The following is an 18665-nucleotide window of genomic DNA, read 5'->3' as shown; positions in this document are numbered from 1 at the left end:
TTTTTTGCATCCTATTTTCAGGAAATTATTATGATCTACTCAGACGGCACAACAAATATCGTGTCAGGCTCGGCTATTGTCCGGGGAACGGGCACCCAATGGAAATCCAATATTAACGGCATTGCCGCAGGCCAGATTATCTCCATTCAATCCGGTAATACGGTGATTCAGAATGTCATCCGGTCGGTGAATTCAGACACGGAACTGGTGCTGGCCTTTGCACCCTCGGTCAACCTTGATAATGCAAACTATGTTATCTCAACCACCGTTCCCGATACGGTTTCCGATGGTGTCCGGCATATATGCGCCATTAACGCCTATATCATCTTGTTCCTGCAAAACATGGACCGGTGGATGAGTGAAAGCGGCAAGGTCGAAGTGGAGATGCCGAACGGGCAGAAAGTCACGCTGGACTCCATCCGGGCATTGCAGACGGCGGTGGAAGGGAAACTGGTTAAGGAGCAGAACGGGGCAGATATTCCGAATAAGCCGGAGTTTGTGAAAAACCTGGGTTTAGCGGGAACGTTGAAAGTGGGGGATTTCGGTGTGGGCGCAACGCCATCAACAGCGAAGACCTTTACGGATGCAAATACGTTGGCTGAGGCTGGCTGGTATGCAGGAGGGGGCAGTAGTGCAAAAAACTTCTGGAACGAATACGCCCCCATTATGGCCATGACTCGTGGTGGCGGTATGGATAACACAGGAATGATCGCACAAATTCAGGTGGATGATACAGGGTTGGCTAGTCGTTATCGGAGTGGTAATCAGTGGACAAAATGGAAATCATATGTTTCCGCAACCAGTGAATATTTATCTGGGTTTAACAAAATCAAAACAATAGGATTTTTTAACAGCAATGCCAATTCATCTGTTTCATGGACAGATTCGTATACACAGATAGCAGTATCTTTATTCAGTGATGATGAATTCAATATCATTATTGGTGGCGATTTAGGCTCCGTCCCCCTGTATTATAGGCGAAGACGCTATGGCAAATGGGATGATAAAATTGAGTTTATTACGACCAAAAACACGACCTTTGACGGTAGCGGTTATCTCAAGAAAGCCTCCCCCATCATCCAAATCTACCCCGATGGCACCTTTACCACTAACGACGAATCCGAAGGGGCGACAGTCACCAGACTCGGCCTCGGTCACTACAAACTATCCGGCATCCTTGGCTATAACTCAGACGGTGCATGGGGTGTTCATGGCGGTATCAGCGTTCCCCGTGACGTCAATGGCAATGAGTTAGTGTATGTTGATGATAAAGTGCTGCCGGATGGGGCTATTGAAATCAAAGTCACACACAGACAGAACGCGCATATGCCTGCCCGATTACAGAACAGGCGCATGAAGTCAGTGGATGAGCCGGCTTATTACACGGATGATGAACCCTGTGATTTACCAGCCGGCACCCGATTAGACGTCCGCGTCCAGATGCCGGAGGATTCTATCTGGAACCAGAAACAGGTATTGGCATCTGATCCTCAGCAGGAGTACGGCGTCACGTCAGCCGTCAATAAATAGCCAATAGGGGAGATTAGCGGGTAGTTGGGTGGATTGGGGAAATTGTGGGCGGTAAACTGGTGGGTGGGCTTGGTGTGGGATTTGAGATGAAAAGCCGAAGCATGGCAATAAACCCGCAGGAAGGTGCGGGTTGGTATGAGTTGTATATGCATCGCCTTAAGCGGCTCTTACTATGTATAAAAATGCGATATAGCGAGGGTGTGTTTCAGTTCCACCAGTGCTGCTGGTCGTGCCGTTATAATACAGAAATGTGTTATTGTCATTATCCGTTCTACCTGAACCTAGGGAATTGTTATACCCATCAGGTTGCCACTCCCAGTTTGTAGCACCATCAATAGAGCCACTGTTCTCGCTATAATATCGGTCACGATAATCATGTGTGTGTGATTGGATTTGGCTGGGCTTTGCGGATAACACATTAATAGTTGGATCAATTCCACGTCCTGCATCTGCACCGCGAATAAACTCAGATCTTAAATCAGGTAATTTTCCAGATGGATAAGCAATAGCAAGTTTTGGATATCTTACTTTATCAAATGAATCACCGTTGCATATCAACCAGCCTTCAGGTGGGCTCTCTGTTGGCCAAGGAACGGGGACGCCAACAGGTAAAGCCAATCCTTCCATCCTTGGCTCTAATCCGAGGTTTTTAACAAATTCTTCCTTATTAGGAATATCGGCTCCGTTCTGGTCTTTTGCTAAGCGAGTATTGGCATTATCATTTGCGTTATCAGCGCTCTCGTTTGCACTCTTGGTATTCTGATTGGCTGTATTGGCGAGGTCATATGCCGTTTTTACTGCTTTAGAGGTTGCGACGGTTAACTCACTATCGCTATTGACTTCATTATTTAAAGTGACAAATCCCGGTTCTGCCTGAGTTGCATAAGGATGGTTACGGCTTGTGGCGTGTGCTGCAATGGCTTCTTTGATTGAATCTTTGACATATTCCGGTGTTGTAACAATAACGAGATTGCTATCTTCTGAGACAGGCACATCAGGCTTTTTATCTTGCATAATTTATTCCCTCATTTAATCAACAATAACATTGCTAAAAAACATGAAGGCGGGTTACTTCTCCGCCGGTGAACATCAATAAAAAGGTTCATCAATACTGGAGAGAACTTCTGATTAGGATGGCATGGAATGGTTGGTGGGACATTAACAAAATCTATTTGCCTATGGCTGACTGATAAGACTATGAGTTTAAAGGGGACAATCCTCCCCTTTAATTTAACCTCTTGATTTAATTAAATTCCCGCCCCATGCCGGAAATAAGCAAAATCAACAAGTTATCTAAAGGTGGGAATTTTTCACCTTTTAATTCAATCCTTCCGTTTCAAACGGAATGCCTACTTTGGTTTTATACTCACGGGTGAGGGTATTGGGATTTCCTCAATACCTTTTGTTTGTGCAGATACCCCATATGCTAAAGGGCAGATTTCTGCCCTATAGTGACAGTAGCTTCTTTCCCGCAGTTCCACAATCTCGCGCTTTTCTTTAGATGGTCGAGGTGGAATCATTCTCTTTCTGCTGCATCAGTCTATTAAACTTATCATGCAATGATTGCGGGTACAGTTCTGTGTATACCTGCCACAATACATTGAGAGATCGGTGTCCAGTAACCTGAGCAACTTCTTCAATAGAAAAGCCAGCCTCAAATAATCGACTTGCTCCTTCCCTGCGTAGATCGTGATAACGTAAATCTTGAATACCCAGAGCATTACGGACGCACTGAAACCCCACAGTTACACTTTTGGAATTGTAGGGAAATATCCATTCACTCGTTTTTGGTTGCCGCTGAACTATTTCCCATGCATTTCCCAGTAGAGGAACAGACATGTGATTACCTGTTTTCTTTCTTGGGTCTTTCCTGTCCCTGACTATGACAGATCTTTGCTTCTCATCTATATCATCCCATCTTATTTTGCATACCTCCCCTATGCGCATGCAGCTAAGAATGGAGAAATTCAAAATGTCTTCATAGGGTATTTTTCCCTCTCTATGACTACTGCGCTTGCGCAATCCTTCAATGAGATTGTCAATTTCATCTTGCACTGGCCTCCTGCTACGGCGTTGAGACTTTCCTATAAGCCCCATTTGAATTAACAAAGGGCGTGCTTCATATGCGGGATTTGAGACATAATCTATGTTATAGATTGGCTTGGCTGATTTTAATACTGACGTTAAATAGCTGACATCATGATTGATGGTTGAGGGAGTGATACCAGTAGAATGCCTTTGCTTGCAATATTCGATAATGTGACTAACTGAAAGTTCAGTTAGGGTTAATTTTGCTAAATCACTATCTAGAAGCATGTTTAATACATACTTTTTAGTTCTTCCTGCTTTCACGCCTAGATTTGGGTCATTGATGTATTTATATAGCAGCTCACCAACTGTCAACTCTTCGGTATCGTTTTGCGTAGGAACCCCGTTTTGTTCCAGTTCAGCAACCCGCATAGCACCCCATGTTTTGGCGTGGGACTGCTTCCCAAATGTGCGGTTTTCTCTGTAAATATATTTACCACCAGATTTAACGCCAACGGTGCAGCGATAGCGGGTGGTGCCATCTGCGCGAGGGCGCTTTTCTATGCTATAGTAGGCCATCTTTGATGCTCTCCTGTTCAGGTCCCCATATTAATGGGGTTCTATATGGGGTGCCAATAATCCAAAAATAGCCTAAAATAACCTTAAATGCACGAAAATACACATATACAAAAACATAGTGAATTCACTGCCATATCAACGAGTGCTGGTAAATTCAAGTCTTCTCGTTTCTCCGTTGCCCCCATGTTAGATTGGACTGATCGTCATTGCCGTTACTTCCATCGTCTGTTGAGTAAGGAAGCTTTGCTTTACACTGAGATGGTGACAACGGGTGCCATTATTCATGGTAAAGGGAATTACCTAACGTATAACGAGGAGGAGCATCCGCTGGCATTGCAGTTGGGCGGCAGTGAACCCCAGGCGTTGGCGCAGTGTGCTAAGATCGCGCAGGAGCGAGGTTACGATGAAATCAATTTGAACGTTGGTTGTCCTTCTGATCGGGTGCAAAATGGCCGCTTTGGTGCTTGCTTGATGGGGGAAGCCAAATTGGTGGCAGACGGCATTAAGGCTATGCAGGATGTTGTGGATATTCCTGTCACGGTTAAAACCCGTATCGGCATTGATGAACAGGACAGTTACGAATTCTTGTGTGATTTCATTGATACAGTCGTGAAAAACAGTGATTGCGATAATTTTATTATCCATGCACGTAAGGCTTGGCTATCGGGTCTGAGTCCAAAGGAAAACCGTGAAATTCCACCATTGGATTATCCACGGGTTTACCAATTGAAAAAAGATTTCCCACAATTAACTCTTTCCATTAACGGTGGCATTAAATCACTCGAAGAAGCAAAGCAGCACTTACAGTATGTGGATGGCGTGATGATTGGACGGGAAGCCTACCAAAATCCCTCTATTCTGGCGCATGTTGATCGTGAGTTGTTTAATGAAACGGCATTGGTGGTGAACACCATTAATGCGATTAAGGCGCTTTATCCTTATATCGAACGGGAATTGTCAAAAGGCACCTATCTGGGGCACATCACCCGCCATATCTTGGGAATTTTTCAGGGAATTCCCGGTGCGCGTCAGTGGCGCCGCCACTTGAGTGAGAATGCCCATAAGGCCGGTGCTGATATTATGGTGGTGGAAAAAGCACTGGAGATGGTGACTGAGCGGATGTGATCCGCTCTGCCATTTTTGTGGGTGGAATTAAGGAATCAGAAGGCTGGAGCCGTGGGTGACGCGGCTTTCTAGTGTGCGATGCGCCTTTGCAGCTTCACTTAATGGAAACTTCTGGTTCTCTGCCACATCGACATTGATTTTGCCACTGGCAATCAAATCAAACAGCGCCTTGCTGGCTTCATTCAGTTCTTCACGGGTAGTGATATAACCATTAATTGCAGGACGGGTGACAAACAGAGAACCTTTCTGATTGAGAATGCCTAAATCTATCCCAGTCACTGGTCCAGAAGCATTACCGAAACTGACCATCAAACCTTGTCGTTTCAGGCAATCCAGCGAATTGAGCCATGTCGCCTTACCGACGGAATCATAGACTACCCCCACTTTTTCTCCGCCAGTGATTTCGGTGACGCGCTCGACAATATTCTCACGGTTGTAATTGATGGTTTGCCATGCCCCCGATGCTTTGGCAAGGGCTGCTTTTTCATCGGAGCCAACAGTCCCGATCAATTTTGCGCTCAATGCTTTTGCCCACTGGCAGGCAATTAATCCGACACCACCCGCTGCTGCATGGAACAGAAAAGTTTCTCCCGCTTGAATTTTATGTGTTTTATAGAACAGATAATAAACGGTTAAACCTTTTAAAAGAGATGCAGCAGCCTGTTCGAATGAGATTGCGTCCGGTAGTACAACTAATTTGCTTTCAAGCACATTATGTACTTCGCTGTAAGCACCAAGGGTAGCTTGAGCATAAGCCACACGATCACCGACTTTAATGGATGTCACGCCAGAGCCAATCTTGGTCACAATACCTGCGGCTTCGGTTCCGAGGCCACTGGGCAGATTTGCTGTTGGATATAGTCCACTACGCATATAGGTATCAATATAATTAATCCCAATAGCTTTATTCTGAACCTGTACTTCATCAGGAGCAGGGGCGGTAGGGGTAAATTCGCAATATTGTATCACCTCAGGGTCGCCTGACGTGGAAAACTCGATGTGTTTTACCATGAATCAGCCTCTTATTATTTTAGAAATATTGGGAAAAGCTTCGCATGTTTGAAATGAAGTCGCTGCAAACGGCGTTGATGTATTCGAAATCATTACAGACTATCTATATTTACTTAGTGTTTTGAAGTTTGTCCATGATTATTATTTTTATATAAATACCAAATAATTAATAATTCAACTGTATTTCGTTATAGTGTTTATTGACGTTTGACCCCTCTTGGACGTTGTTTTTTATTGCCTATAAAAAACCACTGCTCATCCAATTCACAGATAAGTGTGACATCGTCATAAGCGATCTGTCGCGATGTTACTTGTTTTGGCGAGAGTTTTTTAATGTCCGCATCACTGTATTGATACCGAGACCTAATACACGGCCTGTGTCTCTCACGCCAGAGCCATTCATTGCCATATCCACAATTTTTTCTTTCATACCCGGTTTATGACCGTTGTAACGATAGTTGAGTTGAAAGGTTCTTTGGCAGCCTTTGGGGGTCATGTATTAAATGGTTAGTTGCTGTGATATGCTTCCGGCTTTTTAAGGATGAAGTATGGCCAAAGTTGATGTCTATTGCCGTTATTGCCACAAATCAGAACAGGTCAAAGGACATGGGAAAGGAAATGGCGGACATCCTCGTTATCGCTGTTATAGCTGCTGTAAGGTCTTTCAGTTGGCGTATACCTATCAGGCCTGCAAACCCGGCGTTAAAGAACAGATTGTCGATATCGCGATGAATAACGGGGGAATTCGTGACACCGCTCGGATCCTGAAAGTCGCCACCGCCACCGTCATGAAAACATTAAAAACCTCAGACCCCGAAACGTAACGACACTTCCCCTTGCGGAATGTGGCATCCAGATTGTCTGTGAAATCGACGAGCAATGGTCGTTTGTCGGCAATAAGAAAAACCAACGCTGGCTTTGGTATGCTTGGGAACCCCGCCTGAAGCGAATAGTGGCTCATGTTTTTGGCGATCGCAGTCGAAAAACGTTAGACAAGCTGCTTACCCTCTTATCTTCCTTTACTATTCGGTTTTACTGCACGGATGACTATGTTGTTTATGACCCACTTCCCGAGGAAGAGCACTTGACTGGAAAGGCGTTTACTCAGCGTATAGAGAGAACGAATTTAACGCATCGTACCCGAATCAAAAGGCTGAATAGAAAAACCATTGGGTATTCAAAATCGGAAGAAATGCACGATAAAGTGATAGGAACCTTTATTGAACGTGAACATTATTTTTAATACCTAATCTAATCATTTAATACATGACCAGCCTTTGCAATAGTAGCGAGGGAAGCCAGCCTTACCTGTTCCGTGTTTGCGTACAGGTTCTGCTTGGTCGCAATATCGACAAGTCACTTCTATCGTAACAGTCATGATGATATCCCATTAAAAAGTTCAGGAATATCAAATTAACGCTTTGAAGTCATGACCCTATTTTTGAGTGCTAATAATGTAATATTAAAAAACTCATCATTTTACCGTGATGAGTTTTTATTAATGATATTTATGGAGAATAATACATATTTTGAACTATTTACTATGTATGTTCATTTTTGCAAAAGATTCACATCCTACCTGATATCCGTTATCGCAGGATTTTTTAAACCATTCTTTTGCTTTTCCATCGTCTTTTTGTACTCCCTCACCTACATAATACATAATACCCAAAATAGCCTGAGAACCTGCGCTATCTTGTGCCGCCGCTTTTTCAAGCCATTCTTTCGCTTTTATATAGTCTTGAGGTATTCCTTCAGCATAATAATACATAACGCCCAATGAAACTTGAGAATTCATATCTCCCTGTAAAGCGGCTTTTTCATACCAATCTTTTGCTTTGATATAGTCCTGCTTGACTCCTTTCCCTTCAGAATACATTGTACCTAATTCATACTGAGCTCCTATATGCCCACTATTGGCCAATGCATGTATTATTTCAATATGAGTTTTTTCATCCACCTGTGTTGTTTTAACATTAAAATGTTCACTCCCGTTACTCTCTGAATAACAAGCAGTAGTGATGCTTAACAAAAATACAGCAAATAATGTTTGGGATTTTTTTTTCATAATCATTCTTATTATTAAAAATGCAAATCGTGGTTCAGTTAGGTCATGATACTCAAAAAGGCGATTTTTTGGTAGGCATTAATGTATTGAGTTTCAAGTAATAAAAAGTAATTTAGAAAAATTATGGGATTGTACGGGATTAATTAACGTATTGATAATTAATGATAAAACTTGGATTCGCATAATAAGTGCAATTTCTAAGAAAGGCGGTCAGTTGCTATAGTAGGCATCTTTCTTGCCAAAGGAAAATGCGCTATGGCCTATAAACAACTGACCGAAACAGAAAGATATCAGATTTTCAGCCTGAAAGAAGCCGGTTTTTCACAACGGGAGATTTCAAAGTCACTCAATCGAAACCCATCAACGATTAGCCGGGAATTGAGACGAAATCGGGAGGCAAAGAAATATACGCCTGAACAAGCTCAGCTTAAGGCCGTAGCGCGCCGACAGTGTGCTACAAAAGCAGTAAAAGTGAAACCAGAGATAGAAATGTGGATCAAACAGTTAATTTGGCAAGATTTAAGTCCTGAACAAACAGTCGGTTATCTCAAAAGGGAAAATATAATATCTTTGCATCATGAAACAGTTTATCGATTGATTTATAAGGATAAACTTAATGATGGTAATTTATGGCAACATCTTAGGATTGCGAAAAAACCGTATCGTAAACGCTATGGAAGTTATGAGCGCAGAGGAAAAATTAAAAACAGAGTCAGTATTGATAAGCGCCCCAAACTTGTTGATAAAAAGCAGCGTATTGGTGATTGGGAAGGAGATACTATCGTGGGTAAAAATCATAAAAGTGCATTATTGACATTAGTTGAACGAAAATCGTTATTTACTATTATAATTAAACTTGAAAATAAAACAGCAGAAGGGGTCGCAAAAGCGGCAACAAGACATTTATCACTGATAAAACATAAAATTAAAACAATGACCTTTGATAACGGCCTCGAATTTGCCGAACACGAACTGATCAGTAAAAATTTAGAGACAAAAATTTATTTTGCTCACCCGTATTCCCCCTGGGAAAGAGGGATAAATGAGAACACGAATGGATTAATCAGAGATTACTTCCCAAAAGGAACTGATTTTAATAAGGTGTCAGAGCGGGAGATTAACCTTGTGGCAAACCGATTAAATAATCGTCCTCGTAAAACACGAGATTACAAAACACCGAATGAGTTATTTAAAGGAATACCCTCTCATTTACTTCGTCCATTACGGTGTTGCGCTTAATATGTGAATCCAAGAAACATATCAATTCCGTAACTCGGCGAAAACCCATGTATTTATATAGAGAGTAAAAAATAAAGGTGATTTAACATGAAAATTTTCGTAATTTCGCTTGTGTTTATTAAGAAATAAAAAAGTAACACCACAAAAAATTTCTATCTCATGAGTTTCTCGGTGAAATTATCGCGACAAATAATAAATAACTTGCTTAGATTCACATAGTAAGCGCAACACCGTAATGGACGAAGTAAATGAGAGGGTATTCCTTTAAATAACTCATTCGGTGTTTTGTAATCTCGTATTTTACGAGGACGATTATTTAATCGGTTTGCCACAAGATTAATCTCCCGCTCTGACACCTCCAAGTAGTGCATAATTTTTTTATTATGGTGTGACTGAAATTAAAATTAAGTAATTGTCTGATTTTGCTTAAGAATAGAGATTCATCACAAATTTAAAGGTGTATCTTTTCCATGCTGGAATGGGTAAGCATTGTTGTTATATCCTGCTTAATTGATGCTACATCGGGAATCTTGACACAAGTCAATCAATTATTAATTTGATATTGAGTGCTATGGAGAATTAAGGAATGACACATAAGAAATATAACCCCACTTGGGATGGTTATATGGGGGATGTTTTAAGGGGTAATGTAGGAATTAATCAGCTAAAACCCCAGCATGAATTTTTTGATGCTATTGGGCTAGAAAAAGTATTGAGAGATAATACCCAATATCACTTTGTTCTCACATTATCAGAAGCTCAAAGCATTATTGAGGATATCAGCTCCCGCCGTCCACAAAGTCCAAGTTATGGATATGCATTTGCAAGAGGTATGAACGAAAAACATCTAAGTTATGAAGAAGCATTTTCAAGAGGTACGGACTCCGGCAACAAGATAAAAAATCCTATGGCACATATATTTTCTGTCACTGATCCTATTTCCACTTATGCGGGAAATATCTATGATACGCATGGGTTTTCTGAAGTTTGCAGAGAGTTTAAGAGCTTGGGCATTAAAGCTACAGAACATGTAGGAAAAAATGGGGAAAAGTATATTCACATATCAGGGCATGCAGGTCTTAGGAGTCGTATCATGGGGACACGCTATCGTGCCAAAAATCCCCAAATGCTTGGAATGGGAATAGGGCAGCAGGGGCTTAATGCTAGTATCATCAAAGGTGTTAGATTCTGTATTGTCTTTTCGATTGGCTATAGATTGATAGAAAGTATTTTCAAGGATGAATATACTTTAGCCGATTTTATCGGAAACATAACAATGGATATGGCTAAAACCGCTATTATTGCTGCTTCCTCCTGGGTTATAGGATCACTTTTAACTGCCACTGCATTTTTAGGTGGAAGTATTATTGCTGTTGCTCTGATAGTTTTAGCTGTTGGAGTTCTAGCGGCTTATATTTTAGATACTCTTGATAAGAAATATGGGATAAGTGAAAAATTAATAGCACTTTTGAAAGAAGAAATGAAAAGAAAACCAAGAACACCGGAAGCGGATTTACAGCATTTTTTTAATGGATTAGGAAGGTTTAGATGAATAGTAAATACTTTCAATTATTAGGTGTTCTAATATTATTATTGTTAGTAATATTTACGGTTATTTTTGTTATTGGCGATGCTGTTTCATTAATATTAATGAAAGATGAAATAACATTTTCTGGCACTGTTGTTATTGGTGTCATGTCTTCACCTCTATTATTTTACGCGTTATTATGCTCTATTTTTTTCTTTATTTTTAATAGGCAACCTAAATTTAATAAAGTGATTATTAACTTTATGGTTTGGCTGGCAATTTTATCATTTATCATCAGCTTACCTGTCTCTTTTTATGTTAACTATAAGTTAAAAAGTGATGGTTATCTGACATGTGATAAAATTTCATGGATGTCACCTACGACTTATGTTAAAGACATTAAGTTATGTAAGTGAAAACTTTTGTAAATATCCCGTCCTCATGTTTCCGCAAGTTTAGACCTCCTATGCTGAGGTCTTTTTATTATATTTTTCATAGATATATTAAGAGGTGGCACTCAGGCGTGAGCCGCCATCAGGCCGTTTAATCAAGCTGCGAGAAGTAGCCTGCGAGACGCAGAAAAAGATTATTCGGCCTGCCCCTCTCAGCGCTGGTTTCACGTCTTAACATCATTGTTACGGAAACCCTTTTATGAAAACACTGCTCGAATTACGCCAGCAAAAAGCAACCTTTACCGAACAAATGCGTTCGTTGCTCACCAAAGCCGAAGACGAAAAGCACTCATTGACTGCCGATGAAGCCAAACAGTTCGACGAACTGCGCCACTATATTCTGACCGGAGAAACCCGCACCTTGTCTACGGGCGTTCCCTCAGAGGGCGGCTATACCGTTATCCCTGAACTGAATAAGCAGATCATGCAGCAACTGGCTGATGAGTCGGTCATGCGCCGGATTTGTACGGTGAAAACCACCCGCAGCAATGAATATAAACAGCTTGTTTCGGTCGGTGGCGCAGCCGTGGTACACGGGGAAGAAGGCAAGTCACGCAGTGAAACTGCTACATCGAAAATGGAAGAAGTCAGCATCAAACTATTTCCTATTTATGCCTATCCCAAAACCACCCAAGAAATTATCGATTTTAGCGATGTGGATAGCGTACTGACCATGTTTTATTGATCACACATTCACTCTCATTCTTTCTTTTCTTTTGTATTGTTTTTATCTTATGCTTTGTTTATAGGTTCGTTCAGTGTTTTATGTATAAACAATTATATAAATAAGTAAGGAAAATTCAGTTAAGAAATAAAATTTATTTATTTAATATCAAGTGATTATGTCTTAGCTATAAGTGCAGACTATCTATAATTACTCAAGGTTGTTTTCATGGCGTATACTGATGCGCTATTTCGTTCTTGTTTAGTGGATTAATGCGGTATACATGGCTGGAAAAAAACCAACTAACAACAGTATGGCTGGACCAAAAGATCGCCAAGTGGAAGGGCTGAAGCTTCCACCACACTCTTTGGAAGCAGAGCAATCCGTGTTGGGCGGTTTGATGCTGGATAATGAACGCTGGGACAATGTTTCCGAGCGAGTTTCCAGCAATGATTTTTTCAGCCGCCCACATCGGCGCATTTTTGCTGAAATGCAGCGTCTGCTCGAAAGGGGTCAACCTATCGACTTGATCACCTTATCGGAATCGCTTGAGCAGAATGGGGAACTTGATAGCGTTGGCGGGTTCGCCTATTTGGCAGAGTTATCAAAAAATACCCCAAGTGCAGCGAACATTAACGCTTATGCTGATATCGTTCGGGAACGCGCTGTTGTCCGAGATATGATTGCGGTTGCCCATGAAATTGCGGATGCGGGTTATGATCCACAAGGACGAACCAGTGAAGATTTATTAGATCTGGCTGAATCACGGGTATTCCAGATCGCAGAAAATCGGGCAAACAAAGATGAAGGCCCGAAAGGCATTGAACAGATCCTTGAAGAAACCGTCGAACGCATTGAACAACTCTATCAGCGTCCACATGATGGAGTAACGGGGGTCTCTACGGGATATCAAGATCTTGATAAAAAAACTGCCGGGTTACAGAAATCTGACCTGATTATCGTCGCTGCGCGTCCTTCAATGGGGAAAACAACTTTCGCCATGAACTTGTGCGAAAACGCGGCGATGATGCAGGATAAACCGGTACTTATTTTCAGTCTTGAGATGCCCGGCAACCAGATTATGATGCGTATGCTGGCATCGCTTTCTCGTGTGGATCAAACACGTATTCGTACGGGTCAGCTTGACGATGAAGATTGGGCACGTATTTCCAGCACTATGGGGATCTTGCTGGAAAAACGTAATATGTATATTGATGACTCATCGGGTTTAACCCCTACCGAAGTACGTTCCCGTGCCCGACGGGTTTTCCGCGAACATGGCGGACTCAGCTTGATTATGATCGACTACCTGCAATTGATGCGGGTTCCTTCCCTATCTGACAACCGTACACTGGAAATTGCGGAAATATCCCGCTCCCTGAAAGCCTTGGCAAAAGAGCTTCAAGTGCCAGTTGTGGCACTCTCTCAGCTTAACCGCGGCTTGGAGCAACGTGCTGATAAACGTCCGGTTAACTCAGACCTGCGTGAATCCGGCTCTATCGAGCAGGATGCCGACTTGATCATGTTTATCTATCGTGACGAGGTTTATCACGATAACAGCGAACTGAAAGGTGTGGCAGAGATCATCCTTGGTAAGCAGCGTAACGGCCCTATTGGTAGGATAAGGCTGACGTTTAACGGCCAATGGTCACGGTTCGATAATTACGTAGGACCAAGCTATAGCGACGAATAATCGTACTTACCAAAACCAACTGACCGGAAAATAGTAACGAGGGGACAAAATGAAAGCGGCAACTGCTGTTATTGACCGCCGCGCTCTGCGACACAATCTGCAACAGGTCAGAGTAAAAGCTCCTGACAGCAAACTGGTTGCAGTGGTGAAAGCAAACGCCTATGGACATGGTTTTTTAGAAGTAGCGTACACAATGGAAGATGCTGATAGTTTCGGTGTCGCTCGCATTGGAGAAGCACTGGCCCTGCGTAATGGTGGGATCGTCAAGCCTATCCTATTACTGGAAGGTTTTTTTGAAGCGGCAGATTTGCCCGTTCTGGTCGTCAACCATATAGAAACCGTAGTCCACAGCATTGAACAGCTAGAAGCACTGGAACAGGCGAACTTATCCCATCCCATTAAAGTGTGGATGAAACTGGATACGGGAATGCACCGTCTGGGCGTTCGTATTGATGAAGCGGAAGAATTTTATCAACGCTTGAGTTGCTGCCATAACGTTGAGCAGCCGGTTAATATCGTCAGCCATTTTAGCCGTGCAGATGAGCTGACGGTGGATACAACCCCCCAGCAAATTGATCGCTTTATGGCATTTATCGCAGATAAATCGGGTGAAAAATCCATCGCTGCATCGGGTGGCATTTTATTGTGGCCACAGGCACATCTGGATTGGGTTCGTCCGGGTATTATGATGTACGGTGCATCGCCGATAGCAGATAAAACTGCTGCTGACTTCAACTTGATCCCTGCGATGACATTGAAATCCAGCTTAATTGCCGTGCGTAAACATAAGTCAGACGAATCGGTTGGTTACGGTGGCACTTGGATCAGTGAACGAGATACAACTCTTGGTGTTGTGGCAGTGGGATATGGTGATGGTTATCCGCGTAGTGCGCCATCGGGTACGCCTGTATTGATTAATGGGCGCAAGGTTCCTTTGGTTGGTCGGGTCTCAATGGATATGATTACCGTCGATTTGGGGCCAGAATGTTATGACAAAGTCGGGGATGAAGTTACCCTTTGGGGGAATATCCTGCCTGTTGAAAAAATTGCGGAACACACCGGTATCAGTGCTTATGAACTGATCACAAAATTGACTTCACGTGTTGTGATGGAATATCTAGACGAATAACCCGTTAAATTATATTGTCTGTTACAGTGTCCTTATACCCAATAGATTTCTCGTTGCAGCCGACAAAGCTGCAATCGGACAGATAAAGGGTATATATAACCCAGTAACAGGGAGTATACGCAGTGTTCCAGAATATTGATGCTTATGCAGGTGATCCTATTCTTTCGTTGATGGAAGCCTTTAAAAAAGATCCCCGTGCAGAAAAAATCAACCTGAGCATCGGCCTGTATTACGATGAACAGGGTATAACACCCCAATTGCAGGCTGTTGCAACCGCAGAAGAACAAATGAGTGCTTTGCCGCAGTCTGCTTCTCTTTATCTCCCGATGGAAGGATTGCTTGCCTATCGATCGGCAATTCAGGAATTGTTGTTTGGCAAAGATCATCCTTTATTAGGGCAGAAGCGCATTGCAACGATCCAAACCGTTGGGGGCTCTGGTGCGTTAAAGGTCGGCGCTGACTTTTTACACCGTTATTTCCCTGATTCTGAAGTGTGGTGCTGTGATCCGACATGGGAAAACCATGCATCGATTTTTGCTGGAGCAGGGATCAACGTGAATTATTACCCTTATTTTGATGATAAAACTAAAGGGGTAAAATTCGATAAAATGTTGGCAACATTCAACCAACTGCCGGCAAAAAGTATTATTTTGATGCATCCTTGCTGTCATAATCCAACCGGTTCTGATTTAACCAATGACCAGTGGGATCAAGTGGTTCAGGTTGCAAAAGAGCGAGAGTTGATTCCATTCCTTGATATTGCCTATCAGGGATTTGCGGATGGTGTAGAAGAAGATGCTTACGCTATCCGTGCGATGGCGAATGCGGAACTGCCATGTCTGGTCTGTAATTCATTCTCAAAAATTTTCTCCCTGTATGGTGAGCGCGTTGGTGGATTGTCAGTCGTTTGTGATGATGCAAAAGCAGGTGAATGTGTCTTAGGGCAATTGAAAGCCAGTGTGCGCCGTATTTATTCCAGCCCACCTAATTTTGGTGCGCAGGTAGTTGCCAGGGTATTGAGCGATCCTGAATTAAAAGCCCTGTGGTTGAAAGAAGTTGAGCAGATGCGTTTGCGTATTAAGGAAATGCGAACTGTTTTGGTTAATGCTCTGAAAAGTGCGCTGCCAGAGAAAAATTTTGATCACTTGTTGAAACAGCGTGGTATGTTCAGTTATACCGGATTCAGTCAGGAACAGGTTGATCGCTTGCGTGAAGAATTTGGCGTCTATCTGGTAATCTCTGGTCGTATTTGTATGGCGGGTGTGAATCACCAAAACGTACAGAAAATTGCTGAGGCGTTTGCGGCGGTTAGTTGATAATTTTTATTCCCTTGAATATATATTGAATATATAACTATAATCCCTTGTTGTAGTATTAGGCAGGGGGTTTTTGTTACCATACAGAATTAATTTTTCTAAAAAATAAATCATTAAAACAATAACAGTATTAATATTCCACATATTAAAAGATTAAAATCAGGAATAAAGAAAATGTAATACCAATTTTTGAGCTCTTTCATCGATTTTAAGATGAACATTAATCTGTAAAGGTATAAATACGCTTTTATTAGGATAATTTTTTAAAAGAGTCAAAGCATTATGGATATGCAATCAAGAAAGTATGGTAGAACGTTTCATTATCCGTTCTCACCAGGCACGACCAGTGATGATCGTATTAATCATGGCTGGTGGCAAGATGTACAGAAAATTAAGCACCTCATTCATACGATTACAAATTTTTTCATCATTGGGAAATCTTCCATAGGTTGATATATCCGACTGTTACTCTATGACTGCTTCCCGCCCTATCGAGGGTTTACAGCGGATTTTGGTAAAAAGCCGAGTCTGAATTTACGTGATTCTGAAATAGCGGTTCTTAGGTCATGTATTAAATGATTAGATTAGGTATTAAAAATAATGTTCACGTTCAATAAAGGTTCCTATCACTTTATCGTGCATTTCTTCCGATTTTGAATACCCAATGGTTTTTCTATTCAGCCTTTTGATTCGGGTACGATGCGTTAAATTCGTTCTCTCTATACGCTGAGTAAACGCCTTTCCAGTCAAGTGCTCTTCCTCGGGAAGTGGGTCATAAACAACATAGTCATCCGTGCAGTAAAACCGAATAGTAAAGGAAGATAAGAGGGTAAGCAGCTTGTCTAACGTTTTTCGACTGCGATCGCCAAAAACATGAGCCACTATTCGCTTCAGGCGGGGTTCCCAAGCATACCAAAGCCAGCGTTGGTTTTTCTTATTGCCGACAAACGACCATTGCTCGTCGATTTCACAGACAATCTGGATGCCACATTCCGCAAGGGGAAGTGTCGTTACGTTTCGGGGTCTGAGGTTTTTAATGTTTTCATGACGGTGGCGGTGGCGACTTTCAGGATCCGAGCGGTGTCACGAATTCCCCCGTTATTCATCGCGATATCGACAATCTGTTCTTTAACGCCGGGTTTGCAGGCCTGATAGGTATACGCCAACTGAAAGACCTTACAGCAGCTATAACAGCGATAACGAGGATGTCCGCCATTTCCTTTCCCATGTCCTTTGACCTGTTCTGATTTGTGGCAATAACGGCAATAGACATCAACTTTGGCCATACTTCATCCTTAAAAAGCCGGAAGCATATCACAGCAACTAACCATTTAATACATGACCGGTTCTTAAGCAGAGCTGACGTTAAATAAATAGTCGCTGAATATTTTTGTAGAGAAGTGGAAGGCTGTGGAATATATCAGCCTTCCTGTCTTAGCTATTCCAATGAAACAGGGTTACTTTTTCAATAGCTGATAAAATGTTGGGTTATCATCACATTGCCCGCTACCACACTCCAGCACAGTAGAAACCAGATTAGCTGCGATCAAAAATGCAAACAGCCCCATGGCTATTTTGCCTAATGTGGGCGGTGTGTATCTTGATGAATCGGAGTTGCCTGCTTTCAGAGGCATAATGACAGCGATGGCAATAATGGTAAGAATAGATAAGACTGCGGCCCAAGTATAAAAATGTAAGCCTAAGAAGGTGGAGCCATATCCTGTATCTCCCGGCAGGATATGTAGAGAGACTTGACGCATAGCGATAAAACCGGTCACGAGGCAGCCTAGCAGAGATAGACTGTAGTGAGCATTTTTAATACCGAAATAAATATTGAACAGAAAACCTAAGCCAATCATGATGATACCTGCACGTTGCAACAGACATAATGGGCAGGGAAGTTCAAAACGTGCCAATTGATAATAGAACGCGATTATCAAAACGACACTGATGCCGAATAGACCAAGGATATTTAAGACCATTGCAGGATTAAGACTGCGGGATGCTGACATTGTATTATTCATTACGGTCTCCGGTTAGAAAGAAAGGTTCAATGCATCAGTCGCATGATATTTAAACCAAAATACCGTGATGATTAATAATGCAAACCAAAGAGTGTAGGTCAGCTTTTTCTTGCCAATAATAACTGTTGGAATGATAACTAACGCAATTAAGAAAGGTAAAAACATATACATGTTGAATCTCCATTATCACTTTAAAGCATATGTTATATCATTATGGCATTAATGCACCGATAATGTGATCAGTAATAATATTAGTTCAATAAAAGATCATTGATTAAG

The 18665-nt window shown here is 42.1% G+C and carries 16 protein-coding genes and 5 pseudogenes; 11 read left to right on the top strand and 10 right to left on the bottom strand.

All coding sequences use genetic code 11. The features are described from left to right. Nucleotides 1-30: 30 nt before the first annotated feature. Entirely contained in the window at nucleotides 31-1530 is a 1500-nt protein-coding gene (locus XBJ1_RS22675) for a hypothetical protein (RefSeq protein WP_012987786.1), read from the top strand. A 156-nt stretch (nucleotides 1531-1686) separates the two neighbouring features. Here XBJ1_RS22675 and XBJ1_RS16730 read toward each other — a convergent pair whose 3' ends face one another. Both XBJ1_RS16730 and XBJ1_RS16725 read right to left on the bottom strand, forming a co-directional pair. Continuing rightward, nucleotides 1687-2544 carry a phage tail protein gene (locus XBJ1_RS16730; RefSeq protein ID WP_012988522.1) on the bottom strand — a complete coding sequence of 286 codons (858 nt, stop codon included), beginning with the start codon at nucleotides 2542-2544 and terminating at the stop codon, nucleotides 1687-1689. A 483-nt stretch (nucleotides 2545-3027) separates the two neighbouring features. Further along, complete coding sequence (locus tag XBJ1_RS16725) at nucleotides 3028-4137, bottom strand: tyrosine-type recombinase/integrase (RefSeq protein ID WP_012990222.1); 1110 nt, start codon at nucleotides 4135-4137, stop codon at nucleotides 3028-3030. Nucleotides 4138-4224: 87 nt separating this feature from the next. Here XBJ1_RS16725 and dusA point away from each other — a divergent pair, with 87 nt between their 5' ends. Then, on the top strand, nucleotides 4225-5262 hold the full coding sequence (gene dusA, locus XBJ1_RS16720) for a tRNA dihydrouridine(20/20a) synthase DusA (protein WP_012990221.1): 1038 nt from the start codon (nucleotides 4225-4227) through the stop codon (nucleotides 5260-5262). A 27-nt stretch (nucleotides 5263-5289) separates the two neighbouring features. Here dusA and XBJ1_RS16715 read toward each other — a convergent pair whose 3' ends face one another. Together XBJ1_RS16715 and XBJ1_RS16710 are read right to left on the bottom strand one after the other, a co-directional pair. Further along, nucleotides 5290-6273, bottom strand: coding sequence for a quinone oxidoreductase (locus tag XBJ1_RS16715; RefSeq protein WP_012990220.1), 984 nt, complete (start codon nucleotides 6271-6273; stop codon nucleotides 5290-5292). A gap of 221 nt (nucleotides 6274-6494) precedes the next feature. Next, nucleotides 6495-6754, bottom strand: a pseudogene (locus tag XBJ1_RS16710) (IS1-like element transposase); the annotation flags it as partial. A gap of 67 nt (nucleotides 6755-6821) precedes the next feature. Here XBJ1_RS16710 and XBJ1_RS21045 point away from each other — a divergent pair. Then, a protein-coding gene (locus XBJ1_RS21045) for an IS1 family transposase (protein WP_143827612.1) occupies nucleotides 6822-7516 on the top strand; the annotation gives its coding sequence in 2 pieces (ribosomal slippage) (nucleotides 6822-7077 and nucleotides 7077-7516; 696 coding nt in all). Nucleotides 7517-7549: 33 nt separating this feature from the next. On the opposite strand, the pseudogene XBJ1_RS22785 reads toward XBJ1_RS21045, so the two are convergent. Beyond that, a pseudogene (locus XBJ1_RS22785) lies at nucleotides 7550-7651 on the bottom strand (IS1 family transposase); the annotation flags it as partial. A 156-nt stretch (nucleotides 7652-7807) separates the two neighbouring features. Next, nucleotides 7808-8341, bottom strand: a complete 534-nt coding sequence (locus tag XBJ1_RS16700; protein ID WP_012990218.1) for a tetratricopeptide repeat protein — start codon at nucleotides 8339-8341, stop codon at nucleotides 7808-7810. 255 nt (nucleotides 8342-8596) lie between these two features. Between XBJ1_RS16700 and XBJ1_RS16695 the strand changes: the two genes are divergently transcribed. After that, nucleotides 8597-9580, top strand: coding sequence for an IS30 family transposase (locus XBJ1_RS16695; protein ID WP_012988237.1), 984 nt, complete (start codon nucleotides 8597-8599; stop codon nucleotides 9578-9580). Nucleotides 9581-9822: 242 nt separating this feature from the next. Here the strand turns inward: XBJ1_RS16695 and XBJ1_RS22670 are convergent. Next, nucleotides 9823-9933: pseudogene (locus XBJ1_RS22670) on the bottom strand (IS30 family transposase); the annotation flags it as partial. Nucleotides 9934-10166: 233 nt separating this feature from the next. On the opposite strand from XBJ1_RS22670, the gene XBJ1_RS16690 reads away from it, so the two are divergent. From XBJ1_RS16690 to XBJ1_RS22665, 7 genes and pseudogenes are all read left to right on the top strand, one after another. Continuing rightward, nucleotides 10167-11132, top strand: a complete 966-nt coding sequence (locus XBJ1_RS16690; RefSeq protein ID WP_012990215.1) for a membrane protein — start codon at nucleotides 10167-10169, stop codon at nucleotides 11130-11132. Next, a complete protein-coding gene (locus XBJ1_RS16685; RefSeq protein WP_012990214.1) occupies nucleotides 11129-11524 on the top strand; it encodes a DUF1240 domain-containing protein in 396 nt (131 codons plus the stop codon). Before XBJ1_RS16690 ends, XBJ1_RS16685 begins: the two co-directional genes overlap by 4 nt. 235 nt (nucleotides 11525-11759) lie before the next feature. After that, nucleotides 11760-12221: pseudogene (locus XBJ1_RS16680) on the top strand (phage major capsid protein); the annotation flags it as partial. A 286-nt stretch (nucleotides 12222-12507) separates the two neighbouring features. After that, on the top strand, nucleotides 12508-13917 hold the full coding sequence (dnaB, locus tag XBJ1_RS16675; protein WP_038187337.1) for a replicative DNA helicase: 1410 nt from the start codon (nucleotides 12508-12510) through the stop codon (nucleotides 13915-13917). A gap of 49 nt (nucleotides 13918-13966) precedes the next feature. Beyond that, a complete protein-coding gene (gene alr, locus XBJ1_RS16670; RefSeq protein ID WP_012990211.1) occupies nucleotides 13967-15046 on the top strand; it encodes an alanine racemase in 1080 nt (359 codons plus the stop codon). 122 nt (nucleotides 15047-15168) lie between these two features. After that, nucleotides 15169-16362 carry an amino acid aminotransferase gene (locus tag XBJ1_RS16665; protein WP_012990210.1) on the top strand — a complete coding sequence of 398 codons (1194 nt, stop codon included), beginning with the start codon at nucleotides 15169-15171 and terminating at the stop codon, nucleotides 16360-16362. A 282-nt stretch (nucleotides 16363-16644) separates the two neighbouring features. Next, a pseudogene (locus tag XBJ1_RS22665) lies at nucleotides 16645-16773 on the top strand (RNA ligase family protein); the annotation flags it as partial. A 180-nt stretch (nucleotides 16774-16953) separates the two neighbouring features. On the opposite strand, the gene XBJ1_RS21040 reads toward XBJ1_RS22665, so the two are convergent. The 3 genes from XBJ1_RS21040 to XBJ1_RS22660 form a co-directional block, all read right to left on the bottom strand. Next, nucleotides 16954-17648, bottom strand: a protein-coding gene (locus XBJ1_RS21040) for an IS1 family transposase (RefSeq protein ID WP_143827612.1) whose coding sequence is annotated in 2 segments (ribosomal slippage) — nucleotides 16954-17393 and nucleotides 17393-17648 — 696 coding nt in all. Because the reading frame shifts where the segments join, the coding sequence is not laid out codon by codon here. A gap of 171 nt (nucleotides 17649-17819) precedes the next feature. Next, nucleotides 17820-18386 carry a disulfide bond formation protein B gene (locus XBJ1_RS16655; protein ID WP_038199400.1) on the bottom strand — a complete coding sequence of 189 codons (567 nt, stop codon included), beginning with the start codon at nucleotides 18384-18386 and terminating at the stop codon, nucleotides 17820-17822. 12 nt (nucleotides 18387-18398) lie between these two features. After that, nucleotides 18399-18551 carry a DUF5993 family protein gene (locus tag XBJ1_RS22660; protein ID WP_038199401.1) on the bottom strand — a complete coding sequence of 51 codons (153 nt, stop codon included), beginning with the start codon at nucleotides 18549-18551 and terminating at the stop codon, nucleotides 18399-18401. Between the last annotated feature and the right edge of the window lie 114 nt (nucleotides 18552-18665).

It is taken from the genome of Xenorhabdus bovienii SS-2004, from assembly GCF_000027225.1.
GTDB classification, from domain to species: Bacteria; Pseudomonadota; Gammaproteobacteria; order Enterobacterales; family Enterobacteriaceae; genus Xenorhabdus; species Xenorhabdus bovienii_C.
This window is presented reverse-complemented; position numbering and strand designations above follow the sequence as displayed.

Coding starts and splice junctions, on each gene's coding strand:
- XBJ1_RS22675 (WP_012987786.1), top strand. CDS start 31: ATGATCTACTCAGACGGCACAACAAATATCGTGTCAGGCTCGGCTATT.
- XBJ1_RS16730 (WP_012988522.1), bottom strand. CDS start 2,544: ATGCAAGATAAAAAGCCTGATGTGCCTGTCTCAGAAGATAGCAATCTC.
- XBJ1_RS16725 (WP_012990222.1), bottom strand. CDS start 4,137: ATGGCCTACTATAGCATAGAAAAGCGCCCTCGCGCAGATGGCACCACC.
- dusA (WP_012990221.1), top strand. CDS start 4,225: ATGCACGAAAATACACATATACAAAAACATAGTGAATTCACTGCCATA.
- XBJ1_RS16715 (WP_012990220.1), bottom strand. CDS start 6,273: ATGGTAAAACACATCGAGTTTTCCACGTCAGGCGACCCTGAGGTGATA.
- XBJ1_RS16700 (WP_012990218.1), bottom strand. CDS start 8,341: ATGAAAAAAAAATCCCAAACATTATTTGCTGTATTTTTGTTAAGCATC.
- XBJ1_RS16695 (WP_012988237.1), top strand. CDS start 8,597: ATGGCCTATAAACAACTGACCGAAACAGAAAGATATCAGATTTTCAGC.
- XBJ1_RS16690 (WP_012990215.1), top strand. CDS start 10,167: ATGACACATAAGAAATATAACCCCACTTGGGATGGTTATATGGGGGAT.
- XBJ1_RS16685 (WP_012990214.1), top strand. CDS start 11,129: ATGAATAGTAAATACTTTCAATTATTAGGTGTTCTAATATTATTATTG.
- dnaB (WP_038187337.1), top strand. CDS start 12,508: ATGGCTGGAAAAAAACCAACTAACAACAGTATGGCTGGACCAAAAGAT.
- alr (WP_012990211.1), top strand. CDS start 13,967: ATGAAAGCGGCAACTGCTGTTATTGACCGCCGCGCTCTGCGACACAAT.
- XBJ1_RS16655 (WP_038199400.1), bottom strand. CDS start 18,386: ATGAATAATACAATGTCAGCATCCCGCAGTCTTAATCCTGCAATGGTC.
- XBJ1_RS22660 (WP_038199401.1), bottom strand. CDS start 18,551: ATGTTTTTACCTTTCTTAATTGCGTTAGTTATCATTCCAACAGTTATT.